The organism is Coprothermobacter platensis DSM 11748 (assembly GCF_000378005.1).
Classification (GTDB): domain Bacteria; phylum Coprothermobacterota; class Coprothermobacteria; order Coprothermobacterales; family Coprothermobacteraceae; genus Coprothermobacter; species Coprothermobacter platensis.
In genome coordinates this window covers 388,151-403,834 of the sequence record NZ_KB899040.1, presented here as the reverse complement: position 1 = coordinate 403,834, position 15,684 = coordinate 388,151, and the positions used below count along the sequence as shown (strand labels likewise).

Below are 15,684 nucleotides of genomic sequence, written 5' to 3'. Positions count from 1 at the left end.
TTGCTCAATCGCTTATGAGCGTATAACCACCCATAGACGCTATAGTATCTTTAAAAGCTGTATCATTCATAACAGACCGAACATCTTCTGCCGTAGACGCATAATCGGGCAAGAAAAACAAATCATATTCTTCTTCCACAACAGGAATGAAGTCCAATCCCACCACATCTGCGGCAAACTTTATGCCCAAACCTACGTCCGCTACACCGCTTTCCACAGCCATGGCCACTCGAAGATGTGAAACCTCTTCATGATCGTAGCCTCTTATCACATCCGGGTTCACCTTTTCCAACTGCAACATATGATCCAATAAGACACGCGTTCCAGAACCTTTATCACGATTAACAAAGACAATATCAGGGCGGCACAAGTCTGAAACCGACATAACATGTTTCGGATTGCTTTTCTTAACCATGAATCCCTGCTGGCGTTTAACAAAAGGCACTTTTATAGCACCTTCCGGTGCCATACAGGTATTGTAGGAACCATCAGGGCACAGCAAATGCGCACCGGCTATGGCAGAAAAGCCACGCTTGATAAGTTGCAAAGCCGTAGATGAACCTGTGAATACATAGTTTATGAATACTCCATGTTTTCTCAATTCACTGAGCAAGAATTTCAATGCAATGTCATCAGATGCAACCAATAAAGGCCAATCTTCATACCGAGCCATCAGATTCACCTTCGTGCCTTCCATATAACCCTCCGAGTTGGCAGGTATGGCAAGCACGGCATTGGCGCTAACGACACTGGACATCGCTCCCGCTCCCCTGTTTAGTGGCATAAATACAGAAATGCCCTCAGCGGCTTTGCCTATAACGCCCCTGACAAACTCCACAACTCCACCTTCAGACGGAACTTTCCGACCCGTTAAGGCAGAAACATCATGGAACGGATGAGGAATAAAACCATAATATTCTTTCAACAGAGCGTCTAAGACAAAGTTTGAAACAGCCCAAGTAGATACGGGGAACCCGGGCATCGCCACAAAGGGTTTCCCCTTGTAACGTCCCAGCCATAAAGGCTTCCCTGGCCTGATGTTCACACCGTGTAGAAGAATATCTGCCTCACCATCCAATGAAGCGGAAAGAAACTGTGTGGTAACGTCTTTCTCTCCATATGAGGAACCCGCTATAGTCATAATAATATCCGCACTGCCAATGTTTTCATCAACAACCGATTTCAATGCCTCGAGGTCATTCTTTACAGGAGGGAGAACGCTAAAATCAAAATAATATTTTAGCTCTTCAGTTATGTAAACACTGTTTGTCTCGGGAATATTTCCTATTTCCAGATCTGTTTCTGGTGCAACAACTTCGTCACCAGTAGGAATAACAATAACTCGGGGCTTTTTTATAACTGGCACAGTAAAAACACCAGCTGCAAGCAGAAGCGCCAAATCCATGGGTTCAAGCCGGTGCAGAGCAGGAACCAGCAGATCGCCCTTTATAGCGTCTTCACCAATCTGTCTTACATTGTTTCCTTCAGCATGCGCTTTGAAAATGAGCTTCTTACCATTTTGTTCCACTACGTCCTCTAAAGGAATAACACAGTTCTCATTGGATTCAAGCGGATCACCAGTGTTTACAGCTCTATATGTCAAAAGTTCCCGTGGATTACTCTCAGAAGCACCGTAGCTTACGGAAGCATCCACTGCATACCCATCGTAAGCAGAAGCCACATAATGAGGTACGTTACGAGAAGCTAAAACATGGTCTGCTGTGATACGATTGAGGGCGACACGCGTGGGAACAACTTCAGTAACTCTCTGTGGTGCAAGGCTGGCTGCAATGCGCCGAGCCTCTTCTAAAGAAACCACATTATAATAAATCTTTCTTGAATTGCTCATAATAACAGTACCTCCACCAATTCTCCCATTTCCAGCCCCTCCTTTTCGGGAGGAACCCTGAGAAATCCGTCATTTCTTACCAAACTGCTAACCATAGCAGATTTAGAAAACACAGGCTCAACCCATAATTCTGCGGATGCATGGTCAAAATCAAGTTTCATGGGAATCCATTCTTCTACGCCTATTTTAGAAAAGACAGATGTTCTTAGCCGAGCTTTGAGAAGTGGTAGAGGTTTTATTTCTTCATTTCTCAGCGAACGCAGTAGCGGAAGAAGAATAAGTGAAGCAGAAACGTAGCAGGACATGGGATGACCAGGAAGACCTATGAAAACGCTGCTGCCCATAGAACCAATAATAGTCGGTTTCCCCGGTTTTATGGTAAAGCCATGCGCAATCAAAGTTCCGCCTTCATCTCTTAAAGCATTCACAACCAAATCGCGTACACCGGCCGAACTGCCACCTGTGAAAACTACAGCATTAAAATGTTCTGATGCTTCCTTAAGGGTTTGCTTCAACAACGTTATGTCATCAGGTATGATAGGACCACGCGTCGCAAGAAAACCATGGTCATTAAGCAATGCAGTTACACTGAAACTGTTTGCATCGTGATAACGACCTAAAGGGGCAGCCTCACTGGGTTCTACTATTTCATTACCTGTTGCCGCGACATACACCCTCAGTGGCGCATAAACACTCACATCGGTTTTCCCCAAATAGCTCAGTAGGCCAACTGCAGCAGCGTCGATAACATCACCTTGCTTAAGCACAGCATCACCATTTTTCATATCTTCGCCAGGCGATATAACATTTTCCAGTGGAGCTACAGTCTTAAATACTTCCACAAAGTTACCACTTTCTTCCGCATGTTCTATCATAACGACAGCATCAGCATCTTGGGGTAAAATTGCCCCTGTGGGAATGTACGCGCACTCTCCGGGAAGCAGTGTAAACGTGGGAACTTCATCCACAGCTATTGTCCCTACCTTTGTTAGAAGGGAAGGCCGTTCCACAGATGCTCCCTTTACATCTCGGCTTCTGACCGCGTAACCATCTACTTCGGAACGCGCTTTAGGAGGAATATCTTCTTCACAAATGACATCTTCCGCCAGTACATATCCCAAAGCATCTAATACTGACCGTTTTTGCTTTTCTATGCAGGGATGTGGCAATTGCTCGGCAATTTGTTTTATCTTCCCCTGATCAAACAAATTCAAAAAAGCCATAGAGATATTATGGCATATTGCCCATATGGTATGAACAACGAAACGGCATTGTATTTATTTGCAGCACATTTTTAGAATCACTAAGGGTTGAGCTGTATGGATCGGTAACGGCTGCTTGCTTCATGCGCCTTTTTATATTCCTCATCCAGTTGCTTTATAAAAGCATTTATATCATCAGTTTCATATAACGCAGGAGTAATTATACGTAAAAAACCTGAAGCAAACGACGCGACTCCACCTGCAATAGCATAGTTCTTTTCCATGCCATCCGTTGTCTTTACGGTAACCAAACCAACATCCAAGCTGGCAGCAAATGGACTATGACGTGATAGCACTCCCATGTAACCATCCACCAAAGGTAGGATGACTTCGTTTGCCTCAAAAAACTGAACCTGGTCAGAACTCACAATGTTTACCCTAAACATTAACGCCTGCCTCGCTTATATCGCCGATGTTGTACAATGCACTCTCTGGAACATTGTCCAGTTTTCCATCGATAATAGCTTTAAATCCTTCAACGGTTCTTTCCAGCGGGACATACTTTCCAGGCAAACCGGAGAATGACTCTGCCACGTAGAAAGGTTGGCTTAAGAACATTTGAATTTTCCTTGCGCGTAACACAACTTCACGGTCTTCCGGGCTCAACTCTTCCATACCCAAAAGGGCTATGATATCGCGAAGCTCTTCGTAACGCTGTAAGAACTCTTTAACACGACCGGCAACAGCCACGTGGTCTGCACCTACAATTTCTGGGTCAAGCATTTTTGAGCTGCTTTGTAAAGGATCAACGGCAGGATAGATTCCAATTTCTGTGAGCGCACGTGATAGCACAACAGAGGAATCCAAATGGCCGAATATGGTTGCCGGAGCAGGGTCTGTGATGTCATCAGCAGGAACGTAAACAGCCTGAACAGATGTAATGGCGCCTTCAGCTAAACTGTTGATGCGTTCTTCCACTTCAGCCACCTCTGAAAACAATGTTGGCTGATATCCCATGGCAGAAGGCATACGTCCCAGAAGTGTCGAGACCTCCATACCCGCCTGTGCATAACGGAATATATTATCCATGAACAAAAGCACTTCTCCGCCAAAATGACTCCGGAGATACTCTGCAACAGTGGCAGCAGTATAAGGAGTTATAGCTCTGACGCCAGGCGGTTCATTCATCTGACCAAAAATCATGACCAGATGGTCCATGACACCACTTTCCTGCATTTCTTCCCAAAGTTCTTGGCCTTCTCTGGTGCGTTCTCCCACACCAGCGAACACTGAATAACCACGATGGCGTGTGGCAACGTTGTGGATAAGTTCCATAACCAATACCGTTTTGCCAACGCCGGCTCCTCCAAAAAGCCCTATCTTACCACCGCGTGGGAATGGAGCGAGCAAATCCAGTGCTTTTATACCTGTTTCCAACACTGTAGAAACAGGAAGCACAGCAGTAACTTGAGGTGGCGGGTTAAAAACAGCCTTTTCTTCACCTTCAGGTGCTTCTTTTTTATCCAGTGGGTCACCAATACCAGACAAAATCCTACCTATGAGTTTCTCACTGAGCTTTATGGTCATGGATTTCCCCATGGCTTCGGCTTTGTCCCCTCTCCTTATTCCTTCTGTGGGGCCGAGAGCCACAGCTCTTATTTTGCCTTCGCCTAAGAGCGCACGGCATTCTACCATTATATTGCCCACCTTTATAAGTTCTCGCTCAGATGGGGTGTAATCACTAAACTCTATGTCCAAAACTGGACCATGAATACCTGTAACTTTACCCTCCATAATTCATACCACCTATAATGTCTTGAAGTTCTCTGGTAATACGTTCCTGACGAGTTCGTGTAATTTGAAGCCGAACTGCACCAGACAACTCTTTTGCCTTATCTTCAGCATGTGTCATAGCTGACCACCTCATATAAAACTCGCTAAATGCGGCTGTGTAGAAAGCGCGCAGCATCTCGGCCGTTAAGTAGGAACTCAAAACCTGATCAATAATGTCTTCAGGCTCACCTATGAGCTCGCCTTGACGTGCTTCGACTTCCAAATTTATGGGACTTATGCGCTGCGTAACAAACTGAGCATCTTTAGCAGGTACGGAACGTAGGAATACGAGCCACAACTCGGAAAATATCTCTTCTGTGATGCCAAGAAAATAATCCACCAGCAACGGCGTATTCTTCGATTGATACAAACCACCTATGTAATCCACTGGCTTAATGTCAAGCTGACCAAGTTTATCAGGTGCCAACGTCCCAATGCCGTAAACCTTATCATCACTGGTTACTTTAAGTGTCTTAATTCCTTCAGACACCAATTCGTTGTAATTACCGCACAAACCACCATCACTGTAGAATGCCAATACAACACGAGGCGCCGTAGAGGGGGTAGAGACAAACCTGGAAAGCTCTACTAATTCAGATGGTAGCAGCCCCAGCACAGACCCCACACTATCTCTTACAGCTTCCTCATATGTTTCCATCTTTTCAAAATCACGGCGCACAGCAGCCATGTAATAGCTGTTTATTATGCGCAAACCTCTGGAAATACGGCTCAAACCATCGATGGTATTAAGACGCCGTCTCAGGTCCATTAGACTGGCCAACTTGATTCGCCCTCTCTCCAGCCATGAGTATTAACTTTGTTGTTTCTTCATCTAACGGTTTACGCAGATCGACTTCTTTTAGTTGAGGAACCTGCGTTCGCAAGTACTCTCTGATGTTGTTCCAAACTTCTTTAACCTGGCCCACTTCCACGTTGTCGAAATAGCCTTCGTTGAGCAAGACGAGCAAAGCCGCCTGTTCCACCGAACTATAAAGTTCATGGGCTCCCTGAATGAGCAACCTTATTGTTCTTTCCCCACGGTTCAGTATTTTTTGAGAAGCATCATCCAAACGCCCTCCAAATTTTGTAAATTCAGAAAGCTCATCGTAACGAGCCAGTGTAGAACGCAGCCCAGAAGAAAGCTTCCTCACCGCAGGATATTGTGCCGATCCTCCAACACGAGATACCGAAAGCCCAATATTTACTGCAGGCCTTCTACCAGCATTGAATAAACCACTATCTAAGAAAAGCTGACCATCAGTGATAGATATCAAGTTAGTTGGTATGTATGCAGAAAAGTCGCCAAGCTGCGTCTCACATATAGGAAAAGCAGTTATGGAACCACCGTTTGTTATCTTTGCAGCGCGTTCCAGTAATCTGGAATGTGAATAGAATATATCACCAGGATAAGCCTCACGTCCAGGGGGACGACGCAGAATAAGAGTGAGCTCACGGTAGCTCACAGCATGCTTAGAAAGGTCATCATATACAATGATAACTTTCTTTCCCTGCTCCATAAAATACTCAGCTATGGAAGCACCGGCATAAGGAGCCAAGAAACGAACAATGGCAGGATCACTTGCGGCAGCTACAACCATGACTACTTGATCCATAACATCGTTGACCTTGAAGCTGTTAATAATAGCAGCCGTGTCTGAAACCTTTTGGCCAATACTTACGTAAACACCTATAACATCTTTTCCCTTTTGGTTGATCAATATATCCGTAGCTAACGTTGTCTTACCGACTTGTCTATCGCCCAATATGAGTTCACGCTGCCCATGACCAACAGGAATGAGCATGTCAATGGCAGCCACACCCGTTTCTACAGGCTCATTTACACGTGAACGCTCGTAAAGAGGTTTTGCAGGCCTTTCCACAGGATAAAGTTGAGAAGGAGTAAACGATGTTCCTTCCAAAATCCGACCTAGCGGATCGAGAACTTTACCCAACACCTCTTCTCCCACCGGGATGGCAGGTACGTTTCCTGTAGCCAGGCACAGTTCGTCAATGTGCGCATCACCATCAGTGACCACGACGTAGCACAGTTGTGAATCCACGTCCATAACCAGACCACGTGCTCCGCCTTCAAACTGTACATTTTCGTAATAACCGATATTGCCCAAACCTTCAATGGTGGCTATACCATCACGATAAGCCACCACTTTCCCATAAAACTTCTTTTCAATTTTCGGTTTTTGGACCGTAAGTTGGAAAGGCAATTTTTTAACTTCCAATGGTTCCTGCCTCCTCCAAAGTTATATAATCCCTAATCTGTTGAGCCAAAGAATACTCAACCATTTCTGCCTTCCATGAAAGCTTAAATCCAAGAATGAGCTCTTTATCCACCTCAAAAGAATCCACAGAAGCGCCTATTTGTTCCAGCAGTTGGCTAACTTCATTTTGCTCGTCATTATTGAGGGGGTGAGAACTTACAAAAGTATAGGCTCTGTCCTTGGATAAAAGAGGTTTTATCTTATCAAACTGTGATTCAAAAAGAAGCACAATGAACTTACCTTGCCCTACATCTCCAAAGAATGAATCATATACTTTTGCTACCGCATCTTTTATAACTTCGTCCACATTTTGAAGCGCATCACGGCGAATACGGTTTGCCTCATCTTTAGCAGCGTTTACAATCTGCTGGTAGACCGTTTCAGCTTTTTTCCGCGCATCGGCTTGTTCGCTTTCCTTAAATGCTTCGATTTCTTTCATGGCTTGTTCATAATACGTTCTTACTTCATACTCTAACTCCTGACGCTCGTGCTCTACCTGTTCTTCGCGAGAAGAGATCTGTAGCTCTTTCTGCTCTAAATCCTTCTCACGTTTCAGCCAAGAATCCTGCTGATCTTTTATGATCTTTAGCAACGGACCAAACAGGTAGCGCTGAAGTATCCAATAAAGAATAAGTAAGTTAATTATTGAAGCTGCGAGTGAAAACCAACTAAAGCTCATAACACATCACTCTACACTCCTGGTCTGACGAAGAGCATAAGAAACGCCACGGCCAAAACATAAATAACCAATGATTCGATGAAAGCGAAAGCAATAAGCGTCAAGCTTCTTATATCTCCTGATGCATCAGGTTGACGTGAAATTGCCTCAAACGCTTTACCCGCAGCAATACCCATGCCCAGCGCAGCCAGACCAGCCGCAATACCTAAAGGCCACCCAGCCGACAAGATGGCAGCAACAACATTAGTCATGTAAAAGACCTCCTTCTTCTAAAAATTCAGCAGTATAAGCCATACCCAGAGTCATAAAAATGTATGCCTGTATGAAACCGGTAAACATACTCAAACCGATAAGTGGAATAGGTGCAATCAACGGAACTAATAAAGAAATAACCGCTACAGCCAAATGTTCACCAGAAACGTTACCATAAAGACGGACGGAAAGAGAGAGCAAACGCGTTATGTGCTCCATCAAATTGAGAGGGAACATCCACCAAGCTGGCGTGAAAAACACACCCAAGTACTTTTTCCAGCCCATCTTTCGGATAGCAAATGCGTGTATCCAAACCAGAAGTAAAATAGCTAACCCCAACGTAACAGAGAGGTCACGTGTGGGGGCAATGAAGCCCGGCAATAAACCCAACCAATTGGCTGTCAGGATGTAGACAAAGAAGGATACCAAGAATGGCATCGCATCTTCCGCGTAATCACCAAGCAACTGCCTGCCATAAGAAATCAACCAGTTCCATAGAGCCATGACGGCGTAAGTCCATGTGTTACCTTTTTTAACCTGAGTACCCACATACCAACATAAAACCCAAAGAATAGCAGTAACTACAAAACTCCAATAGAAACTGTTAACCGAAAGTGTCAATTCATTGCCCATTTTTTACCCTTCCTCGACGATTAATATCTTTTATAAACACTCTAAAAGATAAGTAAATACCTATAAGTATAAAAGCTACCGTAAACGTAGGTAAGGTATGAACCCACTCATCCAGATAGTAGCCCACAACACCAAAAAGCCCCATAGAAACAAGTAATGTTATGCCAAATGTATAGGCATCGCTAAACGCTGCCCAAAAACGCCCTGTATTACCATCCACAGGTCTCTTTTTTTCTATTTTTCTAAACCTCTTCACCACGCCCACATTATAGAACGTTAAAGGATTTTAGTCAACGTTTATGTGTTATGATTCTGAAATCATTTTTAATGATTCATAACAAATAGATTCATGTTATATAATTCAACTAATTTGAAAGGAGGTAATACAACATTGGATGCTATCTGGAGCATATTGTGGCTCATTGTCATATTCTCAGCATTATCTCCTGCCATACATCAACGTTATCTTGAGGCCGCAAGGCAGTCTGTCATACACCAATTGGAGCGAAAGAGACGTTCAAGGTTGATTACCTTAATACATAGGCAAGAGAATGTTTCTTTATTGGGAGTTCCCATAGCGCGTTACATAACTATGGAGGATTCTGAAGCCGTACTAACAGCTATAAGAAGTACACCGCCTAACGTCCCTATCGATTTAGTGCTGCATACACCTGGCGGTTTAGTTTTGGCTGCAGAGCAAATCGCAAGGGCTCTTTACAACCATCCTGCCAAGACAACGGTGATAATACCTCATTACGCCATGAGCGGCGGAACGCTTATCGCTTTAGCAGCAGACGAAATCATCATGGATAAGCATGCTGTGATAGGACCGCTAGATCCACAAATAAATAACATGCCAGCAGCCAGCATCGTTAGGGCAGTAAAAGAAAAAGGCGTTCAAAATGTAGATGACGAAACACTTATACTGGCAGATATCAGCGAAAAAGCACTGGAACAAGTAAAAAACACGGTAAGAGATCTACTGAATAAGCACATGGATGATGAGAAGGCTGAAGAAGTAGCAGACCTTTTATGTCAAGGTCACTTCACCCATGATAACCCGATTTTTCCTGAACAGGCGAAAGCTTTAAACCTAAATGTAAATACGAACATCCCTTCAGAAGTATTCGATCTGCTAATGCTGTATCCACAACCAGGTGCATCTCAACGGTCAGTATCTTATACCAGGAGCGATGAGTCTTTAGACAATGTTCCCACTATTCGATATAAATAGGCGCCGCACATTTCCTTTTTGGACAATAGCAATAATCATCATCAATGTTGTGGTTTATATTTTCGTTCAGCCATACCTTCCCGATTCTTACTACATAAGCCCACAGAAGTTCTTAGCTATGACCAGCGTTAATCCCCTAGATATAAACGCATGGTGGTTGCTGTTTCTTAGTATGTGGTTCCACGGTAGTTTATATCATTTGCTTTCCAATATGTGGTTCTTGTACATATTTGGAGACAACTTAGAATCTGACTTAGGAAAATTCTATGTTCCTTTTTATCTCATAGGCGGCATGGTAGCAGGCTTGACCCACATATTTATGATGCCTAACAGTGCAGATTTCTTTATAGGCGCTTCAGGAGCTATATCGGCAGTTATGGGAGCATACCTTGTCTTTTATCCGCGGGCTCGCATCGCATCATTGGTCTTTTTAGTTTTCTTTATAACTATCATAGAATTACCTGCATGGTTTTGGCTTCTTTTCTGGTTCTTCCAAGGCAATGTTCTTCCAACATTGTTAAACTCCATGGATTATGTGGCATATTGGGCACACATAGGTGGTTTCGTTTTCGGTGTAGTGTTTGGTCTCATAGCTCTTCCGCTGATTAGGCGGGAAAAAAGCCAACGTTATGATGCACCGTACCGCTGGTAGAAAGACGTTGGAAGTATGCTTCTGAAACCTCAGGATAAATTACTCCCATTAGACTGGGACAGTATTTTCGACAATGATGGACCCTTGGCAGTAGAAATAGGATTTGGCAACGGTAAGTTTATGGAACAGTTGGTAGAAACCGGCGAAAGAGTAGTCGGCTTTGAAGTTTCTTTGGTAAGTATAGAGAAAGCTCTAAAAACAGCAGACAAGAATAGAACAGCACTGATTTTTATGGATGGTGTATGGGGCGTTAGAGAACTTTTTGCCCCAGAATCCATAGACCATATTTTCGTAAACTTTCCCCTTCCATGGCCAGAAAAGAAACATGCCGACAGGAGACTTTTTACTTTGCCAAAACTTCAGATTTATTGCTCACGTCTCAAACACAATGGTACTATTACATTGCAAACAGACGTAGAACAGTATGCAGAGGAAGCAATGAACAATGCTCAAAAAAGTGGCTTATTCAATGTTAGTGCATACCATATAAGGAATAACGTACAGATAAGAACAAAATACGAAGAAAAATGGATAAACCAAGGAAAGAGAATATATACTGTGTCACTGCAAAAGGCAAAACACGTTTCGGTAAAACCATACATAATACAGGAGGTTGTAATGCCACACGCTGTGATCAAAAACATAACAGGAACAGTTAGAGAGAAAACCGTTAAAACAAACTTTGGAACAATAAGAATGTGGCCTGCTTACAAAAACGAAGAAGGAACATTGCTCATCCCAGCAATAGTGAGTGACGATGACTTTGTGGGTGTTTCTCTGCAACAGCACGTTTATGTGGCTGTGGCATCCCACGAAGATGGTTTTATCGTAAAGTTAGACAATCACAGCGATGTGTTCAAAACAGAAAATGTGAAAGCACTCATTTGGATAATTGCCCATGAACTATCCAACGATATAGCAAGAATAAACGTTAACTCACCATCATATGTGGAAGAACATGCGCTTTGAAAGTTCCTGCATAACGCTGTAATTGGTCAAATCTAAGCCCACAGGCGTAAGTGTAACAAAACCCTGATTAAGAAGTTCGTAATCTCCTTCTTGCCCTTCATCTCCTTTTGACCGTTCTCCGGTTACCCAATAATAAACTTGTCCTCTGGGGTCCTCACGTCTTTGCACCCTGTTAGTCCACCCATGCTTGCTCATATGTGCCCAAGCCACTCCTTTTATTTCTTCCATGGGTAACGCAGGTACGTTTATATTCATAACCCAATCTTTGCTAAGTACGTTTAGAAGCCCCTGTTCCATCAAAGAAACTAATATGTCAGCGCTGTTTTCTAAGAAAGGACGCTCTATACCTTCAGAAGAAATAGCTATGGCAGGCTTTCCATTGATTACTGCTTCAGACGCTGCTCCAACAGTACCCGAATAAAGCACATCTATGCCGCAATTAGTGCCCAAATTAATGCCACTGATTACCAAATCGGCATCTGGGACAATGTCGTTTAAACCAACAAGGACACAATCTGCTGGTGAACCATCCACTATTGAGAATCCCTCAAACCCGTTTGGCATGTGCGTCTTTCTCAATCTAAGAATGGAGTCTAAAGTAAGAGAATGACTTGTAGCGTTTTTCGTACGGTCCGGAGCTACAACCGTTAATTCAGCTTTACCCCATTTTAGTAAGCGAGAAACCAAAATATTGATTCCATCAGCGAAAATCCCGTCATCATCCGCTATGAGTATTTTCACGTGTACCTCCTTAATATTTTTTATTTATTTATAGTTCTTCAATTATGCCAAGAACTTGTGCCAGCTTTTCTGAAAACTCACCTGTCTTTTCATGAAACACAAAGTCGGCTCTATCATCATAAGGTGTTGCTAATAAGTTTACTACGACTAATTTATGTGCCAAAGACGGAAGCTCGGCCACAGGATAGACTTCCAAACTGCTCCCCATAACGATCATAAGATCGCTTTCTTTTGCTTCATTTAAGGCATCGAAAAATTGGGGAGGCATAGGGTCTTCAAACAAAACCACATCTGGTCTAAGCATGCCTCCACAAGCAGAACATGTGGGTACCTTGATACCATTTTGATATTGTTTCCAGGCTTCCTCCAGAGGATACTTCTTGTGACATCTCATGCAGGTAACAGTATCGAGAGTACCGTGTACTTCATAAACCTTTTTGTTACCTGCCTTTTTGTGCAAACCATCGATATTTTGCGTTATCACGGCCTTCACAATTCCCATTTCTTCCAAACGTGCCAGCAATTTATGAGCCACGTTAGGCTCGGCGGCTTTATATTCCATCCACATGGGCAGATTGAAAGACCAGAACGTGTCAGGACTTGATAACAAAGTGGAACGGCTTACATACTTTATAGGGTCATACTTTTTCCAAAGGCCTTCTGGTCCTCGGTAGTCAGGGATACCACTTTCAGTGCTGATGCCCGCTCCCGTCAATGCCACGGCATGCGAGCTCTCTTTGAGCAATTGAGCAACCGCTTCATAATCGGAGGTTTCATTCACCACAACGCATCACCTTCGAACACATTGTATAACAGGCCCATGGACTATGGTTGCCCTTGAAATTTTAACAGTGTTAAGTTAACATTATTAAGAAGAAGGTGGTGGTAGAAATGGAGAATCAATCCGAAACAATTCTTGTAGTGGAGGATGATAGAAATATTTTAGATGCTATTGAACGAAAGCTAACAAAGGAAGGTTTCAAAGTTATCAAGGCAATGAACGGTAAAGAAGCGTTGGAGAAATTCTACGCCCACCAGCCAAACTTAGTGCTCTTAGACCTCATGCTCCCTCTTGTAGATGGTAAAGAGATTTTAAAGGAGATTAGAAGCCAATACGACACACCAATAATCGTTGTTACTGCAAGAGAAGAAGAAGTTGACCGCATTCTTGGGTTAGAGTTAGGTGCTGACGACTACATTACGAAACCTTTTAGCTTACCAGAATTGGTGGCTCGGGTACGTGCAGTGTTGCGCAGAACTTATGGTATGAAAAAGACCGTGGGAGAACGTCGTTTAGTTTGCGATGACATCGCACTGGATCTTCGCGGTCATGAGTTACGCGTTAACAACCGCGTATACCTGCTACCTAAGAAGCAGTTCGAACTTCTCAGAATACTCATGTCGAGAGCCGGAGAAGTACTCGCCAGAGAGTACTTGCTGAACGAAATATGGGGCAGCGATTACTATGGCGATAAGCGTACCTTGGACGTTCATATTAAGTGGCTGCGCGACAAAATCGAACCCAATCCAAATGAACCCAAATACATTTTGACCGTACGCGGGGTTGGGTATAAATTCAACGGAGAGGTAAGAAAAGAATAGTGGATATTGGTATCGTAATAATCGCAGTTGTAGCGATATTAGCAGTTGTAATTCTGTTTCGCACCGTCAATGTGGAAGATAAATCTGATGAAAAAAGCACGTCCAACGTTTTAGAAAACTTGCCTGTGCCATCATTCGTCTTAGACAGTGATTTCCGCATAGTAAACTACAACAAGCAGTTTGAGTCTTTAGTAGGAAATGTGCCTACGGACAAATTCTTATATGAACTTTTCAAAGACCACAAGGTTATTGATGCACTCCAGGAGTGCAGAGAGAATGGGACATCGTCTACGCCATTTTATTTGAAGCCTTCTGCTGAAAAGCGTTCTTATTATCTGCATTTGAAGAGAACAGATAGTGAAATTACTGGCGTTATTGAGGAATGTGCCCATGGCAGCAGCAAAGAGGATGTGGAACTTTATCAGAAGATGCTGCACGAACTTAAAACTCCTTTGAGCTCTATAAGGCTTATGCTTGAACTTTTGGAAGAAGAGGATGACACAGAACAGCGCAATGATTTGATAAGACGTATTATCGACGAAATGGACAGATTAAATCAACTTACCAGTGACTTGGCACTTCTCGTAAAAATGGATCGCGGTTTAGTCGACCGTATGGACAAAGTTAATTTGGGAAGTTTAATCGGCGAAGTGATTTGGCAAATGAATGTATTGGCCGATAATAAAAAAGTTTCTATCGAAGCAGATTTACCTGCTAACGATGTTTTTGTTGTAGGCAGCAAGAGTTTGTTAAAATCGTTATTCCTTAATCTGCTGGACAACGCTCTCAAGTACAGCCCAGAAAAATCCAAAATAACGGTGACCATGGCAGAACAGGAAGAAAATGTCGTCATAACAGTTGCCGACCAAGGTGAAGGAATACCTGAAGATCAGCAGGAAAAAGTTTTTAAGGACTTTTACAGAGCCACAAACAAGGCTGACGGACTGGGCTTAGGGTTAGGCATAGCTCTGGAAGTTGTTAAGTTCCACGATGGAAGGCTTTGGCTTGAAGAAAACGAACCACATGGTCTAAAGGTAAATGTCGCTCTTAAAAAAGCTTAATGCATAAACACCCTGGGTGTGAGTTATAATTTTTTTGTGAAGTCAGCAGTTAATATGCTTGAGGAAAGACTCATTTATCTTTCTTCTTTAGCAAGAGACATTTGCATCGCAGTTTTGGAAGCCGTAGAGAAGAAGAATCCTGCCGAAGCAAATAGTGTACTTGCCATGGATGAAAAGGTGGACGCACTTAATAGGAGCATCCAAGAGGCCGTACTTCAGACAGCCAGAGAGTGCCCCGAGGATATTACATCAGTAATTATCATAGGAAAAATTGCTCAGGATATAGAACGTCTTGTAGACCACTCCATGAACGTAGCACGCATTGCCATCGACCCGACTGTGCCCAGCCAGAACTACGATTTTTACGCATTGACGTTTAAGCGCATGGGCGAAATTGTGGTAGAAATGCTTGGCGAAGCCATAGATGCTTTCTTAAATCGGGACCCAGAAGCTGCTGCTCAAGTAGCTAAGAAGGATGATGTTCTTGATACTATCTACGCAGATGCAAAAAAACGGCTTAGAAGCGGTCAAGAAGGTTTGAAGTTAGAAGAGACCATTGATTTAATGCTCGCAGCCAAACACCTTGAACGTATGGGCGACTATGTGACAAACATCTGCGAATACACGTCCATGGCTGTAACAGGTCTGCAAACCGATCTTAACTAACCTTTTTCTCATAATGTTATTCTTGCCCAAATAAG

Annotated in this window: 18 protein-coding genes; 6 read left to right on the top strand and 12 right to left on the bottom strand. The window is 43.3% G+C overall.

The window, feature by feature from the left end:
• Positions 1-4: 4 nt before the first annotated feature.
• The 10 genes from D890_RS0102230 to D890_RS0102185 form a co-directional block, all read right to left on the bottom strand.
• A complete protein-coding gene (locus D890_RS0102230) occupies positions 5-1,849 on the bottom strand; it encodes a substrate-binding domain-containing protein (RefSeq protein ID WP_018962907.1) in 1,845 nt (614 codons plus the stop codon).
• Entirely contained in the window at positions 1,846-3,072 is a 1,227-nt protein-coding gene (locus tag D890_RS0102225) for a molybdopterin molybdotransferase MoeA (protein ID WP_018962906.1), read from the bottom strand. The genes D890_RS0102230 and D890_RS0102225 overlap by 4 nt, the downstream gene beginning before the upstream one ends.
• Positions 3,073-3,152: 80 nt before the next feature.
• The gene (locus D890_RS0102220) at positions 3,153-3,497 is read right to left on the bottom strand and encodes a FoF1 ATP synthase subunit delta/epsilon (RefSeq protein WP_018962905.1); all 345 of its coding nucleotides are present in this window, start codon (positions 3,495-3,497) and stop codon (positions 3,153-3,155) included.
• Positions 3,490-4,845, bottom strand: a complete 1,356-nt coding sequence (gene atpD / locus D890_RS0102215) for a F0F1 ATP synthase subunit beta (protein ID WP_018962904.1) — start codon at positions 4,843-4,845, stop codon at positions 3,490-3,492. Before atpD ends, D890_RS0102220 begins: the two co-directional genes overlap by 8 nt.
• Positions 4,835-5,653: a F0F1 ATP synthase subunit gamma gene (locus tag D890_RS0102210; RefSeq protein WP_018962903.1), complete on the bottom strand. Its 819-nt coding sequence runs from the start codon at positions 5,651-5,653 to the stop codon at positions 4,835-4,837. Before D890_RS0102210 ends, atpD begins: the two co-directional genes overlap by 11 nt.
• Positions 5,631-7,121: a F0F1 ATP synthase subunit alpha gene (locus D890_RS0102205; RefSeq protein ID WP_018962902.1), complete on the bottom strand. Its 1,491-nt coding sequence runs from the start codon at positions 7,119-7,121 to the stop codon at positions 5,631-5,633. The genes D890_RS0102210 and D890_RS0102205 overlap by 23 nt, the downstream gene beginning before the upstream one ends.
• Positions 7,111-7,839 carry a F0F1 ATP synthase subunit B gene (locus tag D890_RS0102200; protein ID WP_018962901.1) on the bottom strand — a complete coding sequence of 243 codons (729 nt, stop codon included), beginning with the start codon at positions 7,837-7,839 and terminating at the stop codon, positions 7,111-7,113. Before D890_RS0102200 ends, D890_RS0102205 begins: the two co-directional genes overlap by 11 nt.
• An 11-nt stretch (positions 7,840-7,850) precedes the next feature.
• Positions 7,851-8,090 (bottom strand): ATP synthase F0 subunit C, encoded by a 240-nt coding sequence (atpE, locus tag D890_RS0102195; RefSeq protein ID WP_018962900.1) that lies wholly within the window; start codon positions 8,088-8,090, stop codon positions 7,851-7,853.
• Complete coding sequence (atpB, locus tag D890_RS0102190) at positions 8,083-8,724, bottom strand: F0F1 ATP synthase subunit A (RefSeq protein WP_018962899.1); 642 nt, start codon at positions 8,722-8,724, stop codon at positions 8,083-8,085. Before atpB ends, atpE begins: the two co-directional genes overlap by 8 nt.
• Positions 8,714-8,983 (bottom strand): AtpZ/AtpI family protein, encoded by a 270-nt coding sequence (locus D890_RS0102185; protein WP_245533124.1) that lies wholly within the window; start codon positions 8,981-8,983, stop codon positions 8,714-8,716. The genes atpB and D890_RS0102185 overlap by 11 nt, the downstream gene beginning before the upstream one ends.
• A gap of 132 nt (positions 8,984-9,115) precedes the next feature.
• Between D890_RS0102185 and D890_RS0102180 the strand changes: the two genes are divergently transcribed.
• Genes D890_RS0102180 through trmB form a run of 3 tightly spaced genes read left to right on the top strand, consistent with a single transcriptional unit; the run spans position 9,116 to position 11,579 of the window.
• The gene (locus D890_RS0102180; RefSeq protein ID WP_018962897.1) at positions 9,116-9,958 is read left to right on the top strand and encodes an SDH family Clp fold serine proteinase; all 843 of its coding nucleotides are present in this window, start codon (positions 9,116-9,118) and stop codon (positions 9,956-9,958) included.
• Positions 9,933-10,610, top strand: coding sequence for a rhomboid family intramembrane serine protease (locus D890_RS0102175; RefSeq protein ID WP_018962896.1), 678 nt, complete (start codon positions 9,933-9,935; stop codon positions 10,608-10,610). Before D890_RS0102180 ends, D890_RS0102175 begins: the two co-directional genes overlap by 26 nt.
• 15 nt (positions 10,611-10,625) lie before the next feature.
• Positions 10,626-11,579 (top strand): tRNA (guanine(46)-N(7))-methyltransferase TrmB, encoded by a 954-nt coding sequence (trmB, locus tag D890_RS0102170; RefSeq protein WP_018962895.1) that lies wholly within the window; start codon positions 10,626-10,628, stop codon positions 11,577-11,579.
• Here trmB and surE read toward each other — a convergent pair.
• On the bottom strand, positions 11,553-12,320 hold the full coding sequence (surE, locus tag D890_RS0102165; protein ID WP_018962894.1) for a 5'/3'-nucleotidase SurE: 768 nt from the start codon (positions 12,318-12,320) through the stop codon (positions 11,553-11,555). The genes trmB and surE overlap by 27 nt on opposite strands.
• Positions 12,321-12,348: 28 nt before the next feature.
• Positions 12,349-13,104: an NAD-dependent protein deacylase gene (locus D890_RS0102160; RefSeq protein WP_018962893.1), complete on the bottom strand. Its 756-nt coding sequence runs from the start codon at positions 13,102-13,104 to the stop codon at positions 12,349-12,351.
• Positions 13,105-13,211: 107 nt separating this feature from the next.
• Here D890_RS0102160 and D890_RS0102155 point away from each other — a divergent pair, with 107 nt between their 5' ends.
• From D890_RS0102155 to D890_RS0102145, 3 genes are read left to right on the top strand one after another with little or no spacing between them, the layout of a single operon-like run.
• Entirely contained in the window at positions 13,212-13,922 is a 711-nt protein-coding gene (locus D890_RS0102155) for a response regulator transcription factor (protein WP_018962892.1), read from the top strand.
• On the top strand, positions 13,922-14,983 hold the full coding sequence (locus tag D890_RS0102150; protein WP_018962891.1) for a PAS domain-containing sensor histidine kinase: 1,062 nt from the start codon (positions 13,922-13,924) through the stop codon (positions 14,981-14,983). Before D890_RS0102155 ends, D890_RS0102150 begins: the two co-directional genes overlap by 1 nt.
• Before the next feature lie 36 nt (positions 14,984-15,019).
• The gene (locus D890_RS0102145; protein ID WP_156802652.1) at positions 15,020-15,649 is read left to right on the top strand and encodes a phosphate signaling complex PhoU family protein; all 630 of its coding nucleotides are present in this window, start codon (positions 15,020-15,022) and stop codon (positions 15,647-15,649) included.
• Positions 15,650-15,684 lie beyond the last annotated feature (35 nt).

What these genes read in the sequence shown, in the direction of transcription:
- D890_RS0102220 (WP_018962905.1), bottom strand. Translation starts at nt 3,497, where the DNA reads ATGTTTAGGGTAAACATTGTGAGTTCTGACCAGGTTCAGTTTTTTGAG.
- D890_RS0102200 (WP_018962901.1), bottom strand. Translation starts at nt 7,839, where the DNA reads ATGAGCTTTAGTTGGTTTTCACTCGCAGCTTCAATAATTAACTTACTT.
- trmB (WP_018962895.1), top strand. Translation starts at nt 10,626, where the DNA reads ATGCTTCTGAAACCTCAGGATAAATTACTCCCATTAGACTGGGACAGT.
- atpD (WP_018962904.1), bottom strand. Translation starts at nt 4,845, where the DNA reads ATGGAGGGTAAAGTTACAGGTATTCATGGTCCAGTTTTGGACATAGAG.
- atpB (WP_018962899.1), bottom strand. Translation starts at nt 8,724, where the DNA reads ATGGGCAATGAATTGACACTTTCGGTTAACAGTTTCTATTGGAGTTTT.
- D890_RS0102155 (WP_018962892.1), top strand. Translation starts at nt 13,212, where the DNA reads ATGGAGAATCAATCCGAAACAATTCTTGTAGTGGAGGATGATAGAAAT.
- D890_RS0102175 (WP_018962896.1), top strand. Translation starts at nt 9,933, where the DNA reads ATGTTCCCACTATTCGATATAAATAGGCGCCGCACATTTCCTTTTTGG.
- D890_RS0102225 (WP_018962906.1), bottom strand. Translation starts at nt 3,072, where the DNA reads ATGGCTTTTTTGAATTTGTTTGATCAGGGGAAGATAAAACAAATTGCC.
- D890_RS0102230 (WP_018962907.1), bottom strand. Translation starts at nt 1,849, where the DNA reads ATGAGCAATTCAAGAAAGATTTATTATAATGTGGTTTCTTTAGAAGAG.
- D890_RS0102210 (WP_018962903.1), bottom strand. Translation starts at nt 5,653, where the DNA reads ATGGACCTGAGACGGCGTCTTAATACCATCGATGGTTTGAGCCGTATT.
- atpE (WP_018962900.1), bottom strand. Translation starts at nt 8,090, where the DNA reads ATGACTAATGTTGTTGCTGCCATCTTGTCGGCTGGGTGGCCTTTAGGT.